The following is a 23,874-nucleotide window of genomic DNA, read 5'->3' as shown; positions in this document are numbered from 1 at the left end:
GATCTCATGACAACTGGCACCATCCCCCCGGCCGCGGTCGTCGCCGACCCCGGCCGGGGGGTCCCCCGCCGCCGGCGCCGGGACGGCCTCGCGGCCCTGGGGTTCCTGTCCCCGTCGATCGTGACGTTCCTGGTCTTCGTGTTCGCCCCGACCGCGGGCGTGCTGTACCTGAGCTTCTACGACTGGAACCTGCTCAGCGACGGCGAGTTCGTGGGCCTGGCCAACTTCGACCGGCTCGTGCACGACGAGCGGCTGCTCGGCGTGTACGGCTCCACGGCCTACATGGCGGTGGCGATCCTGGCCGTGAACGTGGTCGCGGGCCTGCTGCTCGCGGTGCTGCTGGAGACGCGCATGCCCCGCTGGCTGCGCGGCTTCTTCCGGCTGTCGTTCCTGTTCCCGTTCGTCGTGTCGGCCTCGGCGGTCGCGCTGATCTGGCGGTTCCTGCTCAACAAGGACCTCGGCCTGGTCAACTGGGCGCTCGGCCTGGCCGGCGTCGACCGCATCGACTGGCTGGGCTCCTCGGCGTTCGCGCCGGTGTCGGTGATCCTGGTCAACTCGTGGAAGACGATCGGGTTCTCGATCCTGGTGTACATCGCCGGCCTGCAGGCCATCCCGGACGCGCTCAAGGAGGCCGCGATCGTCGACGGCGCCAACGCGTGGACCCGCTTCTGGCGCATCACGTTCCCGATGCTGTCGCCGACGATCTTCTTCCTGGTCGTCATCAACACCATCAACTCGTTCCAGATCTTCGCCGAGCCGCGGGTCCTGACCCAGGGCGGGCCGGGCGACGCCAGCCGGACCATCGTGGAGTACCTCTACGACCGCGCCTTCGGCGACTTCGACCTCGGCTACGCCTCCGCCATCGGCATCACCTTCATGCTGGTACTCATCGTCCTCACCGCGATCCAGTTCCGGCTGTCGAGAAGATGGACGTTCTACGAATGAGTCGCATCCTCGCCCGGGCGGCGACGTTCACGATCCTGGTCGTCGCCGCCGTCGCCATCAGTGCGCCGTTCCTGTGGGTCTTCCGGGGCGCGTTCTCGGCCTCGGACGCGGAGCTGTACCGGCTCCCGCCCACGTTCGACCCCGACAACGTGACCACCGCGAACTTCGGCAAGGTCACCGACCAGGTGCCGTACTTCCGGTTCTTCCTGAACTCGATCATCGTGTCGACGACGATCACGGTGGCGCAGCTCGTCACCTGCTCGACGGCCGGCTACGCGTTCGCGCGGCTGCGCTTCCGCGGTAAGGGCGTGCTCTTCGCGGTCGTCATCGGCTCGCTGATGATCCCGATCCAGGTGACAATCGTGCCGCTGTTCCTGGTCATGTCGAAGCTGCAGCTGACCAACACGCTGTGGGCGCTGATCCTGCCCGGCATCTTCAGCGCGTTCGGCATCTTCCTGCTGCGCCAGCACTTCCTGGCGCTGCCGTACGAGCTGGAGGAGGCGGCCAAGCTCGACGGCGCCGGGCACCTGCGCACGTTCGTCCGGGTCATCCTGCCGCTGTCCGGCCCGTCGATCGCCACGCTGGGCATCCTGTGCTTCACGTACTGGTGGAACGACCTGCTGCTGCCGCTGGTCATGATCAGCGACACCGGCCGGCAGACCCTCCCCGTGGGCCTGGTCCTGCTGGCCGGGCGGTTCTCCACCGGCTCGCTGGGCACCATCGCGGCCGGCATCGCGATGGCGATCGTCCCGGTCCTGGTCGTGTTCATCGTGGCCCAGCGCTACATCGTGCAGTCGATCGCATCGAGCGGATTGAAACTCTGATGGACACCACCACCACACTTCCCGCGCTCGCCTGGTCCGGCGCCACCGCCTTCTGGCACGACCTGCCCCGCAACCTGGGCGCCGGGCTGCTGCTCGGCCTCGGCGCGGTGCCGCTCGGCGCCGCCCTGGTCGCCGGCGCGCCCGGCTGGGTCGCGGCCGCCGCGACGCTGCCGGTGACCCTCGCGCTGACCGGCCTCGCCGCGCTGACCGCCGGCGACGGCTCCCGGCTGACGGTGCTGTTCAAGGTCGACCCGGTCCTGGCGCTGCTCCTCTCGGTCGCCGGCCTGGCGCTGCTCGCCCCCTGGGGCGTCGTGCCGGCCGCGGCCGTCCTGCTCGTCGGGCCCTACGCGCTCGCCTACGGTGCGGTTCGGGGCAAGCGCGGCCTGGCGGCGCTGCGCGGCGGGGTCATCCTCGCCGCGTACCGCCCCGCCTGGGCGCTGACGCTGACCGGCCTGACCGTCATCGGCGCCTTCGCGGCCGCGGCCTCGGCGGGCGTGCTCGCGCTCGTCGCCGCCCCGCTGCTGCTGACGATCGCGGCCCGCCAGACCGCCGCCCTGCTGGCCGAGATCGACGCGCTGCAGGCCGCCCGATGATCCCGCTCACCGAACACCTGCCCGACGGCCCGCTCTCGGTGGCGGCGGTACGCGCCATCGACGACCGGCTGCGCGTGCCGATCGCCCCCGCCGCCGCCCCCACCGTCGTCGGCGGCCCGGTGGGCCTGCGCGTCCACGGGACGGGCGACGCCTGCGTCCTGTGGATCCACGGCGGCGGCATGTTCCTCGGCGCCGCCGAGTACGACGACGCCTTCTGCTGCGACCTGGCCGCCGCGCTCGGCGCCGCGGTCGTGGCGGTGGACTACCGCCTCGCCCCCGAGCACCCGCACCCGGCCCCGGTGCACGACTGCCGCACGGCCCTGGCCTGGTGCGCCGGGCGCTACGAGCGGGTCGTGGTGGCCGGGGGCAGCGCCGGCGGCGGGCTGGCGGCGGCGCTGTGCCTGCTGGCCCGCGATGAGGGCGGCCCGGCGATCGCGGCCGCGCACCTGTACTACCCGATGCTCGACGACCGCCACGAGACCCCGAGCGCGCGGGAGAACGCCGGCGCGCCGGTGTGGAACCGGCGCCTCGCCGACCTGGCCTGGGCCGCGTACCTCGGCGGGGCGCCCGCCGACGCGTATGCCGCCCCGGCCCGCGCGACCGACCTTCGCGGCCTGCCGCCCACGTACGTCGACACCGGCTCCCTCGACCTGTTCCGCGACGAGGACGCCGGCTACGCGCGGCGGCTCGCCGAGGCCGGGGTGCCGACGGTGTTCGAGCTGGTGCCGGGCGGGGTGCACGCGTTCGAGGTCTACGACCCGGACGCCGCCGCCAGCGTCGCCACCCGCGAGCGCCGCCTGGCCGCGCTGCGCCGCTCGCTGCGCGAGGACTTCCGCACGTGGTGACGATCTACGAGGTGGCGGCCCGGGCCGGCGTCTCCCCCGCGACCGTCAGCCGGGTGCTCAACGGGGCCCGGGTCTCCGCCGAGTCCGAGCGGCTGGTGCGGGCGGCCGCCGCCGAGCTCGACTTCACGCCGAACCGCACCGCCCGCCGGCTGCGCGGCCAGCACTCGGCGGTGATCGGCCTGATCATCCCCGACATCGAGAACCCGTTCTTCACCGCGCTGGCCCGCGGGGTGGAGAACCGCGCCCGGGCCGCCGGCTACTCGGTGGTGCTGTGCAACACCGACGAGGACCCGGAGCGTGAGGCGACGTACATCGGCATCGCGCTCGCCGAGCACATGGCCGGGGTGATCCTGGCCCCGGCCGACGACGCCAGCGACGTGAGCCGGCTGGTCGCGCACCGCCGGCCCGTCGTCGCCGTCGACCGCAGCCTGGCTCGCGCCGACGTCGACGCGGTCACCGTCGACAACCGGGCCGGGGGCCACTCGGCGGCCGAGTCGCTGTTCGCGGCCGGCTTCACCCGGGTCGCGTGCATCACCGGCCCCAGCTCGGTCGAGACCGCCCAGCTGCGGATGGCGGGCTGGCGGCAGGCGGCGGCCCGCCACGCCGGCGGCGGCTACCTGGAGGAGCTGCTGCGCTACGCCGACTACCGCGTCGACGGCGGCCGGGCCGCGATGGCCGAGCTGCTCGCCCTGCCGGAGCCGCCGGACGCCGCGGTCGTGGCCAACAACCTCATGGCCGCGGGCGCCCTGGACGCGCTGCACGACGCGGGGCTGGCCCCGCCCGGCTTCGGCCTGGCCGTCTTCGGCGACCTGCCGTTCGCGTCGTTCGGCCGCCGCGGCATCCGGGTCGTGGACGTGCCGGCCCGCGAGCTGGGCGAGGCCGCGGCCACGCTGCTGCTGGAGCGCATCGGCGGCGACACGGGCCCGGCGAAGACGGTGGTGCTGCGCACCACCGGTCAAAGCGGCCCGGTGCAGTCGTGACCTTGTATCTCGGTGTCGACATCGGTACCTCGAGCAGCAAGGGCGTCCTCGTCGACGCCGACGGGACCGTCCTGCGGACGGCGGTGCGCGAGCACACCGTCGACCGCCCGCATCCGGGCCACGTCGAGATGGACGGCGAGGTCTGGTGGGACGAGTTCGTGTCCCTCGCCGGCGAGCTGACCGCGGGCGTGACCGTCGCCGCCGTCGGGGTCAGCGGTATGGGCCCGTGCGTGCTGCTCACCGGCGCGGACGGCACGCCGCTGCGCCCGGCGGTGCTGTACGGCGTCGACACCCGCGCCACCGCCGAGATCGCGGCGCTGACCGAGCGACTGGGCGGCGCCGACGCGATCCGGGAGCGCTGCGGCTCGGCGTTGTCCTCCCAGGCGGCCGGCCCGAAGCTGGCGTGGATCGCCGCGCACGAGCCCGCGGTGTCCGCCCGGGCCCGCCGGCTCTTCATGCCCGCTTCCTTCCTGGTGTACCGGCTGACCGGCTCCTATGTTCTTGACTTCCACTCGGCCAGCCAGTGCACGCCGCTGTTCGACACCCACGCCCGGGCCTGGCACCGCCCCTGGGCGGGGCTGATCGCCCCGGGCCTGGAGCTGCCGCCGCTCGTCTGGCCCGGCGACGTGGCCGGCACCACCGCGCGCCCGGTCGCCGGCATCCCCGCGGGCACCCCGGTGATCGCCGGGACCATCGACGCCTGGACGGAGGCGGTAAGCGTCGGCGCCCAGCGCCCGGGCGACCTCATGCTCATGTACGGCACCACGATGTTCCTCATCGCGACCGTCGACCGCCCGCTGACCAGCCCGGTCATGTGGGGTACCGTCGGCGCCCTCCCCGGCACGCGCAGCCTCGCCGGCGGGATGGCCACGTCGGGCGCGGTGACCGCTTGGCTGTCCGGGCTCACCGGCGCGGACTACCCGGCGCTGCTGGCCGAGGCGGAGGCGTCCGGGCCGGGCGCGCGGGGGCTGCTGATGCTGCCGTACCTCGCCGGCGAGCGCACCCCGCTGCAGGACCCGGACGCCCGCGGCGTGATCGCGGGCCTGACGCTGTCGCACACCCGCGGCGACCTGTACCGCGCCGCCCTCGAGGCGACCGCGCTCGGCGTGCGGCACAACGTCGAGGCCCTGCGCGACGCCGGCGCGGACGTCCGGCGCGTCGTGGCGGTCGGCGGCGGCACCCGGGGCGGGCTCTGGACCCGGATCGTCTCGTCCATCACCGGCCTGGCCCAGGTGGTGCCGCGGGTGACGGTGGGCGCGTCGTACGGAGCCGCCGTCCTGGCCGCCTCGCTGACGTCACCGATCGACATCGACCGGTGGAACCCGCCCGCCGGGATCGTCGAGCCGGACCCGGCCGAGCGGGCCGGGTACGACGAGCTCTACGCGCTCTACCGGGACCTCTACCCGGCCACCCGCACCATCGCCCATACGCTCGCGGCCCGTCAGCGGCAGCGCGCGTGACGTCTCCCGGAGGACCCCCATGAGTTCCTACACCCTCCCCGCTGCGGTCGAACGGCCCGCGGCCGAGCCGGACACGGTCTACCTGATCGCCAGCGGCGACCTGCGCCCCGCCGCCAACCAGGCCGGCTGGCCCACCCAGGTCGCCGTCGAGGCCGCCATCACCGCCGCCTTCGCCGAACTCGGCTGGACCGTCCGGCGCGCCCACGACGGCTTCATCTCCAGCCAGCGCATGGGCCTGGAAGTCTTCAAAACCATCCCGCCCGACGCGCCGCTCGTCGTCGCCGAAGCCGTCTGGCAGTACAGTCACCACGTCCTCGCCGGCCTACGCACCCACCGCGGGCCGCTGCTCACCGTCGCGAACTTCGCCGGGGACTGGCCCGGCCTCGTCGGCCTCCTCGGCCTCAACGCCGGCCTGACCAAAATGGGCCGCGACTACGCCACCCTCTGGTCCGTCGACTTCACCGACAGCTGGTTCACATCCGGCCTGCGCTCCTGGATCACCACCGGCACCGTCCCCCACGACACCTCCCACGTCCGGGACCTTCCCGCCCTGCCCCCCACCCCGGAGACCGACCTCGGCCGGGCCCTCGCCGCGCAGCTCCTCGCGGACAAGGCCATCATCGGCGTCTTCGACGAAGGCTGCATGGGCATGTACAACGCCATCATCGACGACGAACTCCTCAACCCCACCGGCATCTACAAGGAACGCCTTTCCCAGAGCGCCCTCTGGGCCGAAATGCAACACGTCCCCACCGCCGAGGCCGACGCCGCCTTCGACTGGCTCACCGCCCACGGCATGACCTTCCGGTTCGGCACCGACGAAACCACCGCCCTGACCCGCGAACAGGTCCAGTGGCAGCTCAAGATGTACATCGCCGCCCTGCGCATCGCCGACGACTACGGCCTCGACGCCATCGGCATCCAATACCAGCAGGGCCTCAAAGACCTCAGCCCCGCCTCCGACCTCGCCGAAGGCCTCCTCAACAACGCCGCCCGCCCCCCGGTCACCACCCGCGACGGCACCCGCGTCTTGTGGGACGGCGCCCCACTGCCCCACTTCAACGAAGCCGACGAAGGCGTCGCCGTCGACGCACTGGTCACGAACCGCATCTGGACCGCGATGGGCCTGGACCCGGCGACGACCCTTCACGACGTCCGCTGGGGCGAAACCTACGGCGACGACTTCGTCTGGGTCTGGGAAATCTCCGGCTCGGTCCCGGCGTCCCACTTCGCCACGGGCTACGCGGAGGCGGAGGGCTGGCGCCAGGACCCCGTGTACTTCCCGCTGGGCGGCTCGACCATCAAAGGCATCTGCAAACCCGGCGAAGTCGTCTGGAGCCGGGTCTTCATCCAGCACGGCACCCTGCACGCCGACCTCGGCCGCGCATCGGCCGTGTCCCTGCCGGCGGAGGAGTCGCAGCGCCGCTCCAACGCGACAACCCCGGCGTGGCCCATCATGCACGCCGTCCTGCACGGCGTCACCCGCGACCAGTTCATGGCCCGGCACAAGGCCAACCACCTCAACGTCGCCTACGCCCCCGACGCCGCAACCGCCGACAAGGCCCTCATCGCGAAGGCCGCGATGCTGTCCGCGCTGGGCATAGAGGTCCACCTCTGCGGGGACGTATCGGTCTGATTCCCAGGCTCGCCGCGCTCGCCGGCGGTTCGCCGTTCAAGCAGGCGCTTGGACGGCGACCTGCCGGCTACTGGAGGAAGCCGAGCTGGCGCGCCAGTGCACCGTCGGCCGCACGCCCCGCTCGGCCGGCATCCACACGAACTGCCCGCCCATCACGTCGAACGCGACGACCAGACGACCCGCTCCCGGAACCATCGCGGCCGCCACATCCGGCAACCCGTCGTGCCGAAATCTCGGACCAAGCCGGCTGTTCCACCGGCACATCCTCGCACCCGGCCGTCGTGGCCGGCGCCGGAAGGGTGGCCCGCGGCGCGCCCCCGTTGCCGGTGCTCGACCGGCCGCGTGCCGCGGGGCCCCTCCTGCGTCACGGGAGCGGCGGTGCCAGGACGGCGCGCTCCTCGAACACCGCCCCTTCGTATCAAAGGGCGTCAACGTCGGCGGTGACGGCTCACAGGCGGAAGGCGGCGACGGTGGTGCCGGCCGCGACGTACAACCGCTGCGGGCCGAAGGCCAGGGCCCGGCCCGGGCCGAGCATCCGGTACGTGTCGAGCGCCTGCCCGGTCGTCGCGTCGTGCAGGCCGACGACGCCGTCCGGGCCGGTGTAGGCCAGCAGGGTCTGCGCGCCGGTCCGGCCGACGGCGATCGCGGCCGGGGCGGCGTGCTGTCCGGTCCGGAACGCCCGCAGCCAGCGGCCCGTCCCCAGCTCGCGCACGGTGACGGCGCCGTCGCCGGCCATCGTCAGCAGCTGGTCGCCGTCGGTCGCGAGGGCCTCGACCGCGCCGGTGCCGGTGCGGTACTCGTACCGCAGGGCCCCGTCCAGCAGGTCCAGCACGCGGACCCGGCCGTGGGCGTCGCCGGCCGCCACGACCGGCCGGTCCCCGGCGACGCCCGTCGTGATGGCGGTGATCTGGCTCGGCTGGCCGATCAGCGCGGTGGGGCCGGCCCGGCCCGTCAGCGCGTCCACCACGTGGATCTGGTAGCCGGTGGCGACGACGAGCACGTCCGCGTTGTCCGTCGTGCACGTCGCGAGCGCGGCCGGGCGCGCCGGCTCGTCGGGATCGGCCGGCTGCGTCGCAAGGATGACCTGTCCGGCGAACGCGTCCCACAGCCGGACCGTCCCGTCGGTGCCGCCCGCCACGATGACGTCGGTTCCGTGGACGGTGCCGACCGCGACCGCCGTGACCCCGCGGTTCGCGGCGTCGATCGAGTGCAGGCTGATCGTGAGCGCGTGGGCCCAGTGCGGCGTCATCGCGCCGTGGCCGCCCGGCGCATCCGCCGACAGGACGTCCGGGAGCCCGACGTGCGCCGCCATGAGATCGAGCAGCTTCATCCGGGCCGACGGCTGGTGCCCGGCCACCCGGAAGGCGCCGGCCCGCAGCACGACGATCCGCTCCAGGTCGGTCGTGTCCGCGGGCTCCGGCAGCACGGCCAGCAGGCGTGACAGGTCGGCGTGCGCGAGGTAGTCGCGGTCGGTCAGCAGCTGCGTGGTACGCCCGGCGGCGACCGCGTGGTCGGCCGCGTAGCGGAGCTGGTAGTCCCCGGCGGCGGTCCAGCCGTCCGGCGGTACCAGGGCCGCGAACACCGACTGCTCGTCGGCCCGCTCGTCCCGGCCCGCCTGCAGCTCGTCGTTGAGGGCCTGGTGGAAGAGCCGGGTCAGCATCCCGGACCGCTCGGGGACGGTGTGCAGCAGGTAGTCGGCGGCGGCCGAGTCGCGCAGCAGCGCCAGGTCCAGCTCGGTGGCCGGATGGCCGAGTGCGGCGCTGAACCGCAGCCACAGCGTGTCGTTGATGCCGTCGCCCCGGGCGTACGCCAGGGCGCGCAGCAGCGTGCGGATCTGCTGGCGGTGCAGCTCCGGAAGGTTGTCGAGGTACTTGCTCAGCGCCTCGCCGACCGTCGAGGGCACGTCGGTGATGTTGAACCCGGCGGCGGCCGGGTCGACGACCCGGGACGCCACCGAGATCGACAGTGCCGCCATCGCCGCGACCAGGTAGTTGCGGCGGGCGCGCGCCGCGATGAGCCGGGCCAGGCGTCCGGTCAGGGCCGGGTCGGCCCGGTAGGCCGTCCAGGCCGCGTCCGGCGGCCCGGGATGGCGGGCGCCCTCCTGCGTCAGCATCGCCGCGGCGAACAGGAGCAGGCCGGCCGGCTCGAAGTACCGGTCGGTGTCGAGGTCGATCAGCGCCGCGCTCTTCGCGCCCGGCACGCCGAGCAGGGCGAACAGGGAGCCCGGCGCGAAACGGTCCGGCGCGACCAGCGGGCGGGTGGCGACGGCGATGCGGCTCGTCGGCAGCACCGCGGCCTCGCGGAGCAGCTCGGCGATGCGCCGGCGGTCGTCGCGCCCGGCCGCCTCGTCGAGGGCGTCGACGGCGATGACCAGGACGGAGCCGGCCTGGTCGAGCGTCTCGAGGAGCCCGTCGAGCGAGCTGTCCGGCGCCGCGGCGCACGCGGTGCGCAGGGCGGCGAAGAGATCCGGATAGGTCGCGCCGCGCGCGTGGAAGTACAGCCCGCGTTGCCCGGTGTCGCGGGCCAGGTGCAGGCAGGCCCGGGCGAGCAGCGCCGACTTGCCGGCCCCGGGCTGGCCGGTGATCACCAGCGGGCGGCCCGGCGGCGGCCCGGTGAGCCAGTCCCGGGCCGCGGCGAGCGCGTGCCGCCGCCCGCGGAACAGGTCGCCGCCGCGGCTGTAGCTCAGCAGCCCCCGGGACCGGCGCTCGAAGTGGTCGCGGGCGTTCGTGCCCTGCAGCGTCCAGCGTCTCAGGATCTCCGACATCGACGGGGTGTCGGCCGGCGGCGGCAGGCTCAGCCGGTCCCACGCGCGCAGCCACGACGCGCGCGACTCCGCCGGGACGCCGCACCCGTGCAGGAAGGCGGCCAGCGACTCCCGGGTCGGCCGCCCGTCGCCGGTGCACAGGTTGGCCACGCCGCTCTTGCTTATCGAATGGCCGGAGCGGACCGCGACCGCCGCGATCCGCTGGTACGAGTGGCCGCTCGCGGCGCGCAGAGCGGCGATGCCCCGGCGCAGGCCGTCCCAGCTCGTCACCGCGTCCGGGTCGGAGGCGCTCGTCATCATCCCCCTCGGCGTCCAGCCGTCCAGCCTCGTCCAGCGCGTGGCGGGAGGACGGATGTTCGGATTGCATCACCCCTGGCCGGTGAATTCCATCGGTTCGGCAGATGGGACGTGGTGACGGTGGGACGTTCGGATCGAGCGGTGTGGCTGGCGATCACCTTGCTGGCGAGCGTGCTGCTCGGCGCGGCCGGCGGAACGCTGGTCTGGCTCGGAGGCACCGCGGCACCGACCGCAGTGGTGTCCGGGGCCGGCATGGTGGGCGGCACGGAGCTGCTCCTGCTGGCGATGATCGGGTTTCTGCGGGGCCGGTCGAGCGGCTGACGGTGCTACTCGTGCAGGCCGCCCGCCATGACGTGGATGAAGGCGGCCTGCACGTCGTCGACCGTCTGGGCGTAGTCGACGTACGCGCCCAGCGGCTGCAGGGCCGCCTTCAAGCGGTCCGCCGCGTCCTTCTTGCCCAGGACCACCACGCTGATCGTGACCGGGCGCTCCTTGTCCTGCAGCTCCGTGAGCTTCTGCACCATCGCGGCCACGGCCTGGGCGTTCGTGCTGTCCTTGTTCGCGTCGTCGGTCAGGATGAAGACCTGGTTGAACATGTCGTCGTGCCAGTCGTCGCGCACCGACTGGTACGCGGCGACGACCGTGTCCAGCAGGCCCGCGCCGGCCTTGTGCGTCGTCAGGGTGCTCACCGAGCGGGCGAACGCGGCCCTCGAGGTGTCGTCGAGGCGGTCCGACGGCAGCAGCTTGCGGTACCCGCCGGGCTGGCCGGGGCTGATCTCCCACAGGCCCAGGTTGGAGCCGACCGGCATGAGGTCGCCGACCACGCGGCAGCCGGACTTGAGCACGTCGATCGGGGCTTGTCGGCCGCCGGGCGCGGCGCTGCCGATCACGGCGGGGCTGGAGCCCGCGCCGGTGCCGGGGCCGGCTATGTCCACGGCGATGAGCAGGTTGCTGCGCCGGTCCTCGGGGTCCCACGTGGCGAAGACGTGCTGCACGTGGTGGGCCGCGAGCACGTCGAACGGCGGCGCGGTCGGCTCGGGCAGGGCGGAGCCGCCCTCGAACGGCGGGCGGACCTGGCCCGGGCCGCGCAGGCCCGCGGCGGAGATGGCCTGGCGGACCTCGGTGGTCTCGAAGCTCGCGAGGAGGCGCTTGAGGGCCGCGGCCCGCTGCGGGTCCCGGGCCGCCGCGGCGGTGGGCAGCCAGGTGTACCGCATGATCGCCGTATGGTCCGCCCCGCTGAGATAGACGCGGTTCGGCGCCAAGTTCATGATCGGCAACAGCGCGTACTCCGGAACCAGCCCGACCTCGCCCACCTCGTTCGGGGTCGCGGCCAGGTCGTGGTTGACGGTGCGGGTCACCGCCCGCGTGGTGTTCAGCGCGAGCGAGGAGGCGTCCATGCCGTCCTTGAGCCAGACCGCCTCGCCCACGGCCCCGGCCGCGACCAGGCCGTCGCCGGACAGCGACGGGTCGCGGACGACGAGCCGCACGCCGCTGCTCTTGCCGTCGAGCAGCCCGGCCAGGGCCAGCCAGCCGCCGCCCGCGCCCTTGATCTTGTCCGCGGTGGCCTGGTCGGTGACCATGAGGATCGGGGTGGTCGCGATCGTGGCCCCGGCGCTCGTCTCCTGCTGTACGGCGCCGCCCTTGTCCTTGTCGGTGGGCACGAGCAGGCCCGGCGGCGCGACGGTGGCCCAGGAGGCGTCGTCGGGGATCCACACGTCGGCGTTGACCTGCGCGAGCTGCCCGCCCGCGGGGCGGCCGTCGGCGGCGGTGATGTCGAGCAGGACGCAGTCCTGGCCGGAGCGCAGCACGCGGCCGGCGGCGGAGACCACGGTGGAGAACGAGGAGGCGGTCACCACCCGCAGCGTGGTGGGGCAGCCGGTGCCGTCGTCGCCGGTGGGCCGCCCGCGAAGGGCGTACCAGCCCGCGCCGGCGACGAGCCCGACGGCGAGCAGCAGCACGAGCCCGCGCATGACCGCGCCGAGCGAGCGCGTACCCGCCTTATGCCTACCCATTTTCGCCACCCTCCCCCTGGCCGCGGGCAAGTATGACATCGAGGGGAGCGGATTCCGGCCCCTGCTCAGCCGGTCGGAGGCGAGCCTCGGCCGTTCGGATGGTGCATTCTGCGCAGATCAACCGCAGTGCGCGACGCAGGGTGACGACATCGACACGAATGCTCCGGTTCCGTCGGAAACAGGTCAGACCGGCCGGCCGGGCCGCCCGGGCCGGCGCATAATCCTCCACTGTGGACGACATGAACGTCATTTGAACTGGACATTGACGGCCGGGGTTTGTACCGATGGGGCACAATCGGGGCCGTGAAGCGGACCGGACCCCTGATCGTCCTGGTGCTCGTGCTGGTCGTCATCGGCGCCGTCGCCGGGCACCTGCTCGGCCGCGGGGGCGGGGCCGGGGCGGGCGGCGTCAAGCAGCTCACGGCCATCGTCGGCTCCGAGAAGCTGCCGTACTTCGCCGACCCCGACGTCAAGGCCGCCCTGGCCCGGCACGGGTGGGCGGTGCGGGCCGACGCGGCCGGGTCCCGGCAGATGCCCACGCGCACCGCCGGGTACGACTTCGCCTTCCCCAGCAGCAAGGCCGCCGCCGAGGAGGTCCGCCGGCACAGCGCGCCGAAGGGCGACAACGTCGCGGTGTTCTCCTCGCCGCTGGCCGTCGCGACCTTCCAGCCGATCGTGGACCTGCTCAACAGCGCCCACCTCGCCGAGCGCGACAGCGCGCGGGTCTGGCGGCTCGACCTCAAGGCGCTTGTCGACGCCAACCGCCGCAACCTCAAGTGGACCGACATCCCCGGCAACACGACGCGGCCGGTCGCGCAGAACGTGCTCGTGGCCACGACCCGGCCGGCCGACTCCAACTCCGCGGCGATGTTCGCCGCGCTGGTCAACCAGGTCACCGGCGGCGACCTGGGCGCCGTGGCCAAGCTCTTCACCGACCAGGGCGCCGTGGACACCACGAGCGAGGAGCCGTTCGAGAGCTACCTGGGCCGCGGCACGAACTTCGCGCCGATGGTGCTCATCTACGAGGCCCAGTTCGTCGACCACGCGGTCAACCAGGGCCTGAGCAACGGGCAGACGGTGCTGTACCCCACCCCGACCCTCATGTGCGAGCACACGATCGTGCCGCTGAGCGACGCCGGCGCGACGGTGGCCAAGCTCCTCGCGAGCGACCCCGACCTGCAGCGCCTGGCGGCCAAGCACGGGTTCCGCACCGCGGACAGCACGCTTACCGCGCCGGTCTTCGCGAAGGTGCGCCCCGGCGACGCCGCACTCCCGGACTCCATCGCCGGCGCCGTGCCCGAACCCGACTACGACGCCCAGCACGATTTTCTGGCGAGGCTTGAGGAGAAGATGGCGTGAGCGGTACGGAGCGAAGCGGAAGCGGCGGCATGCGGCGGCTCGGCGTCGCGTTACTCGCGGCGGCTCTCCTGCTGGGCGCCTGCACCGAGAAGCCGAAGGGGGCCGAGCCCGCCGCGAGCGAGGGCGCGTTCCTCAAGGGCTCCGGCACCCTGCGCGTGCTCGCCGGCAGCGAGCTCGCCGACCTCCAGCCGATCCTCGACCAGGCCCGGCAGGCCACCGGGGTCGAGGTCAAGCTCCAGGCCACCGGCACCCTCGACGGCGTCGAGAACGTGGTGTCGGGCAACGCCGCCAAGAGCTACGACGCGATCTGGTTCGCCAGCAACCGGTACCTCCAGCTGCACCCGGGCGCCGGGGACAAGATCGGCACCGCCACCAAGGTCGCGACCTCCCCGGTCGTGCTGGGCCTGCGCGAGACCGTGGCCAAGCAGCTCGGCTGGGACCAGCACCGCCCGACGTGGTCGGAGATCGCGGTCGCGGCCGGCGAGCACAAGTTCACCTACGGCATGACCAACCCGGCCAGCTCGAACTCGGGCTTCTCCGCGCTCGTCGGGGTCGCCGCGGCGCTCTCCGGCACGGGTGCCGCGCTCAGCGCCGAGCAGATCGCCCCGCTGACCCCGCGGCTGCGGGCGTTCTTCGCCGGGCAGAACCTGACCGCGGGCTCATCGGGCTGGCTGGCCGACGCCTTCACCAAGAACGCCGTGGCGAAGAACGACCACGCCGTCGACGGGCTCGTCAACTACGAGTCGGTGATCCTGTCGCTCAACGCGTCAGGCAAACTGCCCGAGAAGCTTTCGGTGGTGTACCCGTCCGACGGCGTCGTCACCGCCGACTACCCGCTGACCCTGCTCGCCGGGGTGCCGGAGCAGACGAAGACCAACTACGCGGCGATCGCCGACTACCTGCGCCGCCCGAGCGTGCAGCAGCAGATCATGGAGCGCACGTGGCGGCGGCCCGCGGTGCCCAACCTGGCGCTCGGCGCCGAGTTCGGGCCCAAGGGCGGCGGGAGCCTGCCGGAGCTGCCGTTCCCGGGCATGCTCGAGGCGGCCAACGCGCTCATCGGGGCGTTCGGCGACGACCTGCGCAAGCCGGCCCGCACGATCTACGTGCTGGACCTGTCCGGGTCGATGAAGGGCGAGCGGATCGAGGGCCTCAAGAACGCCCTCATCGGCCTCACCGGCGCCGACACCAGCCTCTCCGGGCAGTTCAGCCGGTTCAACGGCCGCGAGCAGGTGCTGATGATCCCGTTCAGCAGCAAGCCGGGCCAGGTGAGCCGGTTCGACGTGCCCGAGGACAACTTCCAGCCGACCCTCGACCAGATCCGCGGGTACGTCGGCGGGCTGAAGGTCTCCGGGGACACCGCGATCTACGACGCCCTGTTCACCGCCTACGACCAGGCCGCCGCCCTGGCCAAGGAGGACCCCGACCGGTTCACGTCGATCGTCCTGCTCACCGACGGCGAGGTCACCGCCGGGGCGCGCCTGGACGCGTTCAAGTCGCGGGTGCCGCAGCTGGCGAAGGTACCGGTGTTCACGATCCTCTTCGGCGAGGGCAACGTCGCCGAGATGCAGCAGATCGCCGACCTGACCGGGGGCCGCACCTTCGACGCGCGCACCGGTTCGCTGCCCGCGGCGTTCAAGGAGATCCGCGGGTACCAGTGATCTTGTAACGCGGTGTTCAAGCCCCGGCAGTGGTGAAACGCCGGAGCGTGGGGTAGATCGAAAGTATGACGGAACTCTCGCTCGACGACTACCTGGTCGAGGACGACGACGATGACGACCCGGTGCTGCTGCGCAAGGACGGCCAGCCGGTCGACACGTGGCGGGAGGACTACCCCTATGACGAGCGCTTGACGAGGGCGGAGTACGACCGAGTCAAGCGCCTGCTGCAGATCGAGCTGCTCAAGCTGCAGAACTCGATCAAGGACACCGGCGACCGGCTCGTGATCCTCTTCGAGGGGCGCGACGCGGCCGGCAAGGGCGGCACGATCAAGCGGTTCATGGAGCATCTCAACCCACGCGGCGCCCGGGTGGTCGCGCTGGAGAAGCCCAGCGAGCGCGAGCTCACGCAGTGGTACTTCCAGCGTTATATCCAGTACCTGCCGGCCCAGGGGGAGATCGTCCTGTTCGACCGGTCCTGGTATAACCGGGCCGGCGTCGAGCGGGTCATGGGCTTCTGCAACCGGGCCGAGTACCTCGAGTTCATGCGCCAGGCCCCCGAGCTCGAGCGGATGCTGGTGCGCTCCGGCATCAAGCTGGTCAAATTCTGGTTCTCGGTGTCGCGCAACGAGCAGCGCACCCGATTTCTGATTCGCCAGGTGGACCCGGTGCGGCAATGGAAACTGTCGCCGATGGATCTCGCCTCGCTGGACAAATGGGACGACTACACCGAGGCGAAGGAGGCGATGTTCTTCTACACCGACACCGCCGACGCGCCGTGGACCGTCGTCAAGAGCAACGACAAGAAGCGGGCCCGGCTCGAGGCGATGCGGCACGTGCTGAGCCGCTTCCAGTACGACAACAAGGACAGCGAGATCGTCGCCGCGCCCGACCCGCTCATCCTGGGCCCGGCCGCGCTCGCCGACGACAAGGCCGACGACGCGCCGCGCCTATAAGTTGTAGGAGATGATTCGCTTTCCTTGAGTAACCACACGCCGAGCGGTTGAGTAGAGCAGGTTCGGTATTCACGCCCGCGGCATTCACGGCACGGTTGTTCACGTCGTAATGTGTAGCCCGTGCGGGAGCTTGGGGCGGCGTTGTTCGGCAAGCACGTCACGCTCGCTTACTCAAGTGACGACGAGATTCGCGGGCTGCTGACGGACTTCGCGCAACGGGCGGTCACCGCAGGTCACCGCGTGGTGGTCTTCCTGGACACCGAATCGGGCGACCTGGCCCGGGCGGTGGCCAAGGGCGTGACCGGGGCCGCGCCCGGGCAGTTCACGACGGTCCGCTTCGACACCGGTCAGACCGGTGCCCCGCTGGACGCCTTCGGTGGCCCGATCTTCGGCGTGGCGGACATGCTCGACCTGCTCACCCGCCTCGCCGACGACACCCTCGGCGGCGGCTGGCCGGCGGTCGCCGTCGCCGGCCAGATGACCTGGACCGACCGGCCCGCGTGGACGCCGACCGACCTGTTCGCGTACGAGCACGAGGTGAACCGCTTCTTCGGCGACCCGCGCGTCACCGGCCTGTGCCTCTACGACCGCCGCCGCTTCGGCAAGGAGCTGCTGGCCCGCATCGGCGCCGTCCACCCGGGCCCGCTGCTCGCGTTCACCCTCGGCGGCTGGGGGGCCCACCTGCGGCTCACCGGCGAGCTCGACGCCTCCAACGCCGAGTCGCTGCCCTCCATCCTCGAGCTCGTGGCCGGGGCCGACTCGGTGGTCATGCTCGACGCGAGCGACCTCGACTTCGTCGACGCGGCCGGGGCCGGGCACATCGTCCGCTTCGCCGCGTCCCGCCCGCACCGCCACACCGTCGTGCGCTGCGGCCGCGCCGTGCGCCAGGCGCTGCAGCTGGTGGGCGCGGAGTCGGTACCGAGCCTCGTGCTGCGCGACCGGGTCCCGGCGGTTTCCGTGTCGCCCGCTTCGTGACCGCGCCGTTGGGGTAAGACTGGCGGCGTGCCGCTTTCGCCAGATGAGTCCCTGAATGCCGAGGCCGCCGCCCGGGGCGTCGCCACCTGGTACGAGACCGCCGGCCACCGGCGCGTCGACATCGAACCCGACGTCGTGCGGGCCGTCATGGCGCTGCTCGAGCCGCGGACCGCGGGCGTCACCCCGGCCACCGCGCCGGTCGTGCTCCCCGAGGTGCCCCGCACCTGGGGTTGGATGATCCAGCTGTACGGCCTGCGCTCGGCCGCGTCCTGGGGCGTCGGCGACTTCGCGGACCTGGCGGCGTTCTCGCGCTGGGCGGCGCTCACCGGCGCGGGTGCGGTGCTGGTCAACCCGCTGCACGCGGTGGCGCCGGTCGACCCGATGCAGTCGTCGCCGTACTCGCCGTCGTCGCGGCGCTTCGTGAACGCGATCTATCTGCGGATCGCCGACCTGCCCGAGTACAAGGCCGCCGCTCCCGCCCTTCGCGCCCGGGTCGACGCCCTCCGCCCGCCGGCGGCCGACCTGATCGACTACGACGCCGTGTGGCGCGCGAAGCGGGCGGCGCTGGAGCTCCTCTTTTCCGATATTTCTGATGATTCGGGTATTTCGGATATTGCGCCCGCGCTGCGCGACTTCGCCACCTATACCGCGCTCGCCGAGGCCCACGGCGTCGACTGGCGCGCCTGGCCGGAGGAGCTGCGCCGCCCCGGGCCGGCCGCGTACGCCGCCGCCGACCCGGCCCGCGCCGCCTTCCACGTGTGGCTCCAGCGCCGCTGCGCCGAGCAGCTGGCCACGGCGAACGCGGCTGCCGCCACGATGGCGGTCGGGATCGTGCACGACCTGGCCGTGGGCATCGACCCGGGCGGCGCCGACGCGTGGACCCTGCAGGACGTGATCGCCCAGGACGCGAAGGTCGGCGCCCCGCCGGACGCGTTCAACCAGCAGGGCCAGGACTGGGGCCTGGCGACGTGGCGCCCCGACCGGCTGGCCGCGACGGGCTACGAGGCGTACCGGGACCTGCTGCGCGGCATCTTCGCCCACGCCGGCGGCCTGCGCGTCGACCACGTGGCGGGCCTGTGGCGGCTGTGGTGGATCCCGCCGGGCCACGGCGCGGCCGGCGGCGCCTACGTGCACTACGACGCCTCGGCGATGCTGGGCGTGCTGATCGAGGAGGCCGTGCGCGCCGGCGCCGTGGTCGTCGGCGAGGACCTGGGCACCGTGGAGCCGGTCGTGACCGAGACCCTGCAGGCCCGCAACATCCTGGGCTCGGCCGTCCTGTGGTTCACCCGCGACGACGACGGCCGCTTCATCCCGCCGGCCCGATGGCCCGCGAACGCCATGGCGAGCATCTCGACCCACGACCTCCCGACCGCGACGGGCTTCCTCACCGGCGAGCACGTGACCGCCCGCGCCGAGGCGGGCGTGCTGACCCGCCCGGTGGCCGAGGAGCGGGCCGCGGCCGAGAAGGACCGCACGGCCCTGCTCGACCTGCTCACGGCCGAGGGCCTGGCCACCCCGGACAGCACGGACGCCGAGATCGTGGTGGCCATGCACCGCCTGCTGACCCGAACCCCGTGCCGAATCCTGCTCGCGTCCCCGTACGACGTCCTGGGCGAGCCGCGCCAGCCCAACCTGCCGGGGACCATGGGGCAGTACCCGAACTGGCGCATCCCGCTGCCGCTGAGCCTGGAGTCCCTGACGGCCGACCCGCGCATGCTGCACATCGCCGAAATCCTCGACGGCTCAGCCTGACCCTGCTGTCCGGCTGTGCCGGACCTCATTGCCGGAATGAGTCCGCCCCGCGGCGCGCACAGCGATCGCTTCGGGCGATGGCCATCCACATCGCCCGCCGGAACGATGCCTTTACAGTTCGGCGGCGCCGGCCACCGACGGGCATGGAGGTTGCGGTGGGCATCGTCGTCTCACTCATTTCGGGCATGTTCAGCCTGACGATCGCCATCATCAAGGGCTTCGTCTCCATCCTGACGGCGCTCATCCGCGCGGTTTCGCGATAAACCCGACCCGAAAGCGCCGCTCGGCCCTGAGCCGGACTTCGGCGAACCGCAAACTCTTCTGCCGCGGTTGAATTGCGCGGGCCGAGGGCACGCGTCAGCCTCGGCAAGGTGGCCGGCAGCTCACCGTCCAAGCGGCGCGCTTGAACAACGAGCAGCCGGCGCGGTGCCGGGCGACGTGGCGCAGATCTTGAGGGGGCGTGGGTGGAGCGAAGCTCCCCCACCGCGAGCGCAGCGAGCTAGGAGTTCAGCCAGATCCGGCCCGCTGTCCGTCGATGCCGTTCCGGTTGGCGATCCGGCATCGTGCGCGTCATGGGGTTCGATCTGGTCGTGGAGGCCCTCGCCGGGATGGCGCTCGAGCCGCGCGGGCCGCGGTGGGCGAGTATTTCCTACTGCGTCGTCGACGCGGTGTGGTCCATCTCCGCGCGGTACGACCAGGTGGTGCTCCCCCTCGTCGGTCGGGTCGCGGCCCGCAACGGCGACCCGCGGCCGCTCGTCGGCGCCGGCGAGCCGCTGCCCGCCGATCCGTTGCCCCTGGCCGCGTTCCGGGCGCGCTACCCCGACGCGATGGCGCTGCGGTCCGACACGAACGGCGAGCGGACGTCCACGACCGGCGGCATCAGCAAGGCCGACGCGGCGCTGCGGTACGCGGGCATTCTCGACGCGCACGACGTGCCGGACCTCCACGCCGTCGCGGGGCTCCGAGCCGACCGGGAACGCTGGGAGGCCGTGAACCTGGCCCTGGCCGCGGTGCCCGGCGAGGGGCGGCTCGGCATCCGGCGCGGTTGCCTGTGGATGCACTGCGGCGACGACACGGCGGGCGAGCCCGACCGGCTGATCCTGCGGTGGCTCGCGCGCCACGGCGTACCGGCGACACCGGACGAGGGCCGCGCCGTCCTCGAACGGGCGGCCGGCACGCTGACCGGGCGCCTGGGGCGGCCGGTGACGCCCTGGATGGTCGGTCGCGCGATCCGGACCCGGGAACGCGCGCACTAGCCGCGGCCGTGGATTCTGCCCTACTGGACACCGGGTGGTCGGTAACCGACCTTTTGCTGGGCGGCTCGATCAATCTCTTCTGACGTTAGTAGTACAACCGTCTTCGTCCTGACTGCGCCGGAGGCGGTGGCGGCAAAGCTGACGGCGGCGGCCGTCGCGTTGTCGGGCAGATCCGCGATGATGTGTACGTCCGCACCACCGAAGGCAAAGTAGAACGACTCCAGCCGGCCTCCGAGACGGGTGATCAAGTTCTCGGTCTGCGTAACGCGGCCGCTGCCGCCTTCGTCGAGGAGGCCACGAACGCCGTCGGTGGTGTAGGTGCTTTGAAACAGGTACTTCGCCACGCACGTCACCTTCTTCTAGGGTTGTTGGCCTCTGTTGGCAACCAAACGGAAGTTCCACCCACGGCCACCTCAGGCTTGCGCCTTCTATGGCGGCGCCAGGGCCGAACAGTTTCCTCATAACGGCGACACAAACATTCCAACAGCTCGTCCGATCAGCAAGCCGGTGGCTCCAGCGGATGTCGAGCTCGGCGCCGCCGCAGCCAGCGACAGTCAGTAGGCTCGACCAGCGGCAATGTACTTCTAGGCCGGCGTGGTCGGAGAGTCCAGCCAGGCGTTGATGAGGCCCGTGAAATCGCGGCCCGTCTGCTTGTTCACGAACGCGATGAAGTCGGCGCGCGTGCGGGCGGTGCCGGCGTTGGACGCGGCCCAGGCGCGGCCCAGCGCGAAGAAGCGCGCGTCGCCCAGGGCCTTGTGCAGCTGGCGCAGCATCAGGGCCGGGCACACGTACACGTTGTTCTCCGCGAAGCTGTCCGCGCGCGGGCTCCCCGGCGGACCGAGGCGGCGGCGCAGGTCGGTGTCGGCGTTGCGGGCCGCCTGCTCCCAGCGGGCCATCGCGGCGGGGTCGGACTGGGCACGGTACAACTGCTCGGTGTAACTGGCCCAGCCCTCGTTCAGCCACACGTCCTGCCAGGTCGCCGGGCCGACCGCGTCGCCGAACCACTGGTGCGCGAGCTCGTGGACCAGCACGCCGGCCGCGCCCGCGGGGTCCTTGACCACGTCGCCGCCGACGGTCAGCATCTGCTGCGTCTCCATCGCCGACTGCGACGGGACGAGCACGACGCCGGTGGAGGGGAACGGGTAGGGGCCGAAGCGGTCCTCCAGCCACTGGACGTACACCGGCATCCGGCGCAACGCATCGAGCCGGGTGGCGTCGTCGGAGGGGCGGGTCCACAGCGTGATCGGGAGGTTGTGCGGGCCCGTGACGACGGTCTTCGTGTACTGCCCGACCGCCAGGGTGGTCAGGTACGAGGCGACCGGCGCGGTGGACGTGTAGCGGAAGGTGCCGTCGCCGCTGGGGCCGGGCGTGCCGCTCGCGACCGCCGACCAGCCCGCCGGCACCGTCACCGAGATGTCGTACAGCGCCTTGTCCGACGGCTGGTCGTTCGCCGGGTACCAGGTGCTCGCCCCGTACGGCTCCTGCATCGTCCACAGGCCGCCGTCCGCGGTGACGGTGAGGCCGAGCGGCTCCACGTCGCCGCGGTGGGAGGGCATCGGGACGGTGGCCGGAGTGCCGCTGTACCGGACGGCGAGGGTCGCCACCGCCCCCGCCGGCAGCGCCTTGTCGACGACGAGGTCGCCGTCCGCGACCCGCCCGGAGGCCGGGGCTCCGTCGACGCTGATATTGCCCAGGGTGTACGCGCTGGAGAAGTCGAGCCGCAAAGACGGCACGGCGCTCACGGCCCGGACGCGGATGGTGGCGGTGCCGGTGAGGGTGCGCGGTTGCGGCGCCCAGGTCAGGGCCAGGTCGTAGTGCAGCACGTCGAGCGCGGGGTTGCCGTAGGCCGGGTAGAGCGGATCGGCCACCGGGGCCGAGGTGCCGTCGCGGTTGCCGCGGTCCTCGACGATCGTGCTCGCCCCGGTCAGCGGCTGCCCCTGGGACCGCACCGCGCCGGGTGTACAACCGGCGAGGAGCAGTACCGTGACCGTCGTTGCCAGGGCGCGTCGCACCGAACCCAGGTTAACCGCAGCCCAGCGCGTCACGGAGGGTCGCGAGGTTGGTGCGCATGGCGGTGAAGTACGTCTCCCCGGTCTCGACGCCCTCGATCGGGTCGAGCACGGCGGCCTTCGCGCCGATCTCGCGGGCCACGGTCTCCGACAGCTTCGGGCTGACCAGCGACTCGAAGAAGATCGTGGTGACGCCGCGCTCCCGGGCGACGCGGGCCACGTCGCGCACGCGCTGCGGGCCGGGCTCCTCGTCCGGGTTCAACCCGGTGACCGGGACCTGGGTCAGCCCGTAGCGCGCGGTGAGATAGCCGAAGGCCTCATGGCTGGTGACCACGTCGTGCCGGACGCAATGCGCCAGCCCTTGGCGGTACTCCCCGTCAAGCTCCCCCAGCCGCCGCTCGAGGTCGGCGGCGCGCGCGGTGAACTCGCCGGCGTGGGCGGGGTCGGCCGCGGCGATGCGCTTGGCGACGCCGTCGGCGATCGCGGCCAGCCGCACCGGGTCGAGCCACACGTGCGGGTCGGCGTTGCGCAGGGATGCGATCGCCGACACGTCGAACGTCTTCGCCTTCTCCTGCAGGCCGGCGCCCTCGTCGACGGCGGGCTGGAAGCCGCGCAGGTACAGCACGAGGTCGGCGTCCTCGAGCGCGGCCAGCTGGCTGGGCTGCAGCTCCAGGTCGTGCGGCTCGGCGCCGGCCCGGGTCAGGTTCTGCACGCCGACGCGGTCGCCGCCGATCTCCTCGGCCACGAACTGCAGCGGATAGAACCCGGCCACGACGTGCACCCGCCCGTCGTCGGCCGGTTGGTGCACCGCACAGCCGGCGAGCGCGAGCACGGCCGCCGCCAGTGCCGCCGCCCGCAGGTACATGCCGGCAAGTCTCCCTGGCGATGACAATCATTGTCAAAAACGCATGAGACGATGGGCGCCATGCTGACCGACGCCGCCGCCATCGCGTTCGTCCCGTCCACCGACCTCGACCGGTCGCACGCCTTCTACGCCGGGGTGCTGGGCCTGGAGCTGACCGAGCAGACCCCGTTCGCGTGCGTGTTCCGCGCGGGCCCGGCGATGCTGCGTGTGACGAAGGTGGAGGAACTGCGTGCGCAGCCGTTCACGGTGCTGGGCTGGGCGGTGCCGGACCTGCGGACCACCGTCGCGGGGCTGGTCGCGGCGGGGGTGGCGTTCACACGGTACGAGGCCATACCCCAGGACCCGGACGGCGTGTGGACCACACCAGGCGGCGACCTGATCGCGTGGTTCCCGGACCCGGACGGCAACAACCTGTCGCTGACGCAGTTCGCCTGAACGACCGCACACCCCGGCCGCGCAGCACTCGCTAATCCCCTGCCGGGCGAAAAATCCGACATGTCGCACACACCGCACCGCACAGCCCGGCCACCGAGGCCCGACACGAAGCACACGGCATCGCACGGCACGACGCGCAGCGCACGGCACACGGCCGACCCGGCATCGCACGGCACGACGCGCAGCGCACGGCACACGGCCGACCCGGCATCGCACGGCACGACGCGCAGCGCACGGCACACGGCCGACCCGGCAG

Annotated in this window: 21 protein-coding genes; 16 read left to right on the top strand and 5 right to left on the bottom strand. The window is 72.7% G+C overall.

Features of this window, described 5'->3' with window-relative positions:
- Positions 1–6 precede the first annotated feature (6 nt).
- From AB0B76_RS45625 to AB0B76_RS45595, 7 genes are read left to right on the top strand one after another with little or no spacing between them, the layout of a single operon-like run.
- Positions 7–945 carry a sugar ABC transporter permease gene (locus AB0B76_RS45625; protein ID WP_360388206.1) on the top strand — a complete coding sequence of 313 codons (939 nt, stop codon included), beginning with the start codon at positions 7–9 and terminating at the stop codon, positions 943–945.
- Positions 942–1,769, top strand: coding sequence for a carbohydrate ABC transporter permease (locus AB0B76_RS45620; RefSeq protein ID WP_360388203.1), 828 nt, complete (start codon positions 942–944; stop codon positions 1,767–1,769). Before AB0B76_RS45625 ends, AB0B76_RS45620 begins: the two co-directional genes overlap by 4 nt.
- Positions 1,769–2,362 carry a hypothetical protein gene (locus AB0B76_RS45615; RefSeq protein ID WP_360388201.1) on the top strand — a complete coding sequence of 198 codons (594 nt, stop codon included), beginning with the start codon at positions 1,769–1,771 and terminating at the stop codon, positions 2,360–2,362. The genes AB0B76_RS45620 and AB0B76_RS45615 overlap by 1 nt, the downstream gene beginning before the upstream one ends.
- Positions 2,359–3,207, top strand: a complete 849-nt coding sequence (locus AB0B76_RS45610) for an alpha/beta fold hydrolase (protein WP_360388199.1) — start codon at positions 2,359–2,361, stop codon at positions 3,205–3,207. Before AB0B76_RS45615 ends, AB0B76_RS45610 begins: the two co-directional genes overlap by 4 nt.
- Positions 3,204–4,187: a LacI family DNA-binding transcriptional regulator gene (locus AB0B76_RS45605; RefSeq protein WP_360388196.1), complete on the top strand. Its 984-nt coding sequence runs from the start codon at positions 3,204–3,206 to the stop codon at positions 4,185–4,187. The genes AB0B76_RS45610 and AB0B76_RS45605 overlap by 4 nt, the downstream gene beginning before the upstream one ends.
- Complete coding sequence (locus AB0B76_RS45600; protein WP_360388193.1) at positions 4,184–5,647, top strand: FGGY family carbohydrate kinase; 1,464 nt, start codon at positions 4,184–4,186, stop codon at positions 5,645–5,647. Before AB0B76_RS45605 ends, AB0B76_RS45600 begins: the two co-directional genes overlap by 4 nt.
- 19 nt (positions 5,648–5,666) lie before the next feature.
- On the top strand, positions 5,667–7,283 hold the full coding sequence (locus AB0B76_RS45595; protein ID WP_360388191.1) for a fucose isomerase: 1,617 nt from the start codon (positions 5,667–5,669) through the stop codon (positions 7,281–7,283).
- 448 nt (positions 7,284–7,731) lie between these two features.
- On the opposite strand, the gene AB0B76_RS45590 is transcribed toward AB0B76_RS45595, so the two are convergent.
- Entirely contained in the window at positions 7,732–10,347 is a 2,616-nt protein-coding gene (locus tag AB0B76_RS45590) for an AAA family ATPase (RefSeq protein WP_360388188.1), read from the bottom strand.
- 138 nt (positions 10,348–10,485) lie between these two features.
- On the opposite strand from AB0B76_RS45590, the gene AB0B76_RS45585 reads away from it, so the two are divergent.
- Positions 10,486–10,665, top strand: a complete 180-nt coding sequence (locus tag AB0B76_RS45585) for a hypothetical protein (RefSeq protein ID WP_360388186.1) — start codon at positions 10,486–10,488, stop codon at positions 10,663–10,665.
- A 5-nt stretch (positions 10,666–10,670) separates the two neighbouring features.
- Here the strand turns inward: AB0B76_RS45585 and AB0B76_RS45580 are convergent, their stop codons facing one another.
- Positions 10,671–12,356, bottom strand: a complete 1,686-nt coding sequence (locus tag AB0B76_RS45580; protein WP_360388183.1) for a hypothetical protein — start codon at positions 12,354–12,356, stop codon at positions 10,671–10,673.
- Positions 12,357–12,659: 303 nt separating this feature from the next.
- Between AB0B76_RS45580 and AB0B76_RS45575 the strand changes: the two genes are divergently transcribed.
- From AB0B76_RS45575 to AB0B76_RS45545, 7 genes are all read left to right on the top strand, one after another.
- Complete coding sequence (locus AB0B76_RS45575) at positions 12,660–13,715, top strand: hypothetical protein (protein ID WP_360388180.1); 1,056 nt, start codon at positions 12,660–12,662, stop codon at positions 13,713–13,715.
- Positions 13,712–15,373, top strand: a complete 1,662-nt coding sequence (locus AB0B76_RS45570; protein ID WP_360388177.1) for a VWA domain-containing protein — start codon at positions 13,712–13,714, stop codon at positions 15,371–15,373. Before AB0B76_RS45575 ends, AB0B76_RS45570 begins: the two co-directional genes overlap by 4 nt.
- A 65-nt stretch (positions 15,374–15,438) precedes the next feature.
- A complete protein-coding gene (gene ppk2 / locus AB0B76_RS45565; protein ID WP_360388175.1) occupies positions 15,439–16,326 on the top strand; it encodes a polyphosphate kinase 2 in 888 nt (295 codons plus the stop codon).
- Between the two features lie 120 nt (positions 16,327–16,446).
- Positions 16,447–17,301, top strand: coding sequence for an MEDS domain-containing protein (locus AB0B76_RS45560; RefSeq protein WP_360388172.1), 855 nt, complete (start codon positions 16,447–16,449; stop codon positions 17,299–17,301).
- Between the two features lie 27 nt (positions 17,302–17,328).
- Positions 17,329–19,053 (top strand): 4-alpha-glucanotransferase, encoded by a 1,725-nt coding sequence (gene malQ, locus AB0B76_RS45555; RefSeq protein WP_360388170.1) that lies wholly within the window; start codon positions 17,329–17,331, stop codon positions 19,051–19,053.
- Between the two features lie 77 nt (positions 19,054–19,130).
- Positions 19,131–19,316, top strand: coding sequence for a hypothetical protein (locus tag AB0B76_RS45550; protein ID WP_360388168.1), 186 nt, complete (start codon positions 19,131–19,133; stop codon positions 19,314–19,316).
- 309 nt (positions 19,317–19,625) lie between these two features.
- On the top strand, positions 19,626–20,309 hold the full coding sequence (locus AB0B76_RS45545) for a hypothetical protein (RefSeq protein WP_360388165.1): 684 nt from the start codon (positions 19,626–19,628) through the stop codon (positions 20,307–20,309).
- A 20-nt stretch (positions 20,310–20,329) separates the two neighbouring features.
- On the opposite strand, the gene AB0B76_RS45540 is transcribed toward AB0B76_RS45545, so the two are convergent.
- The 3 genes from AB0B76_RS45540 to AB0B76_RS45530 form a co-directional block, all read right to left on the bottom strand.
- The gene (locus tag AB0B76_RS45540; RefSeq protein WP_360388163.1) at positions 20,330–20,653 is read right to left on the bottom strand and encodes a GYD domain-containing protein; all 324 of its coding nucleotides are present in this window, start codon (positions 20,651–20,653) and stop codon (positions 20,330–20,332) included.
- A 240-nt stretch (positions 20,654–20,893) separates the two neighbouring features.
- A complete protein-coding gene (locus AB0B76_RS45535; protein WP_360388160.1) occupies positions 20,894–22,321 on the bottom strand; it encodes a M1 family metallopeptidase in 1,428 nt (475 codons plus the stop codon).
- 10 nt (positions 22,322–22,331) lie between these two features.
- Positions 22,332–23,183, bottom strand: coding sequence for a metal ABC transporter substrate-binding protein (locus AB0B76_RS45530; RefSeq protein ID WP_360388157.1), 852 nt, complete (start codon positions 23,181–23,183; stop codon positions 22,332–22,334).
- A 60-nt stretch (positions 23,184–23,243) separates the two neighbouring features.
- On the opposite strand from AB0B76_RS45530, the gene AB0B76_RS45525 reads away from it, so the two are divergent.
- Complete coding sequence (locus AB0B76_RS45525; protein ID WP_360388154.1) at positions 23,244–23,618, top strand: VOC family protein; 375 nt, start codon at positions 23,244–23,246, stop codon at positions 23,616–23,618.
- Positions 23,619–23,874: the final 256 nt, after the last annotated feature.

The sequence above is a fragment of the Dactylosporangium sp. NPDC049140 genome (assembly GCF_040648435.1).
Note: the sequence above shows the minus strand (reverse complement) of the source record. Positions and strands in the feature narration are given on the sequence as shown.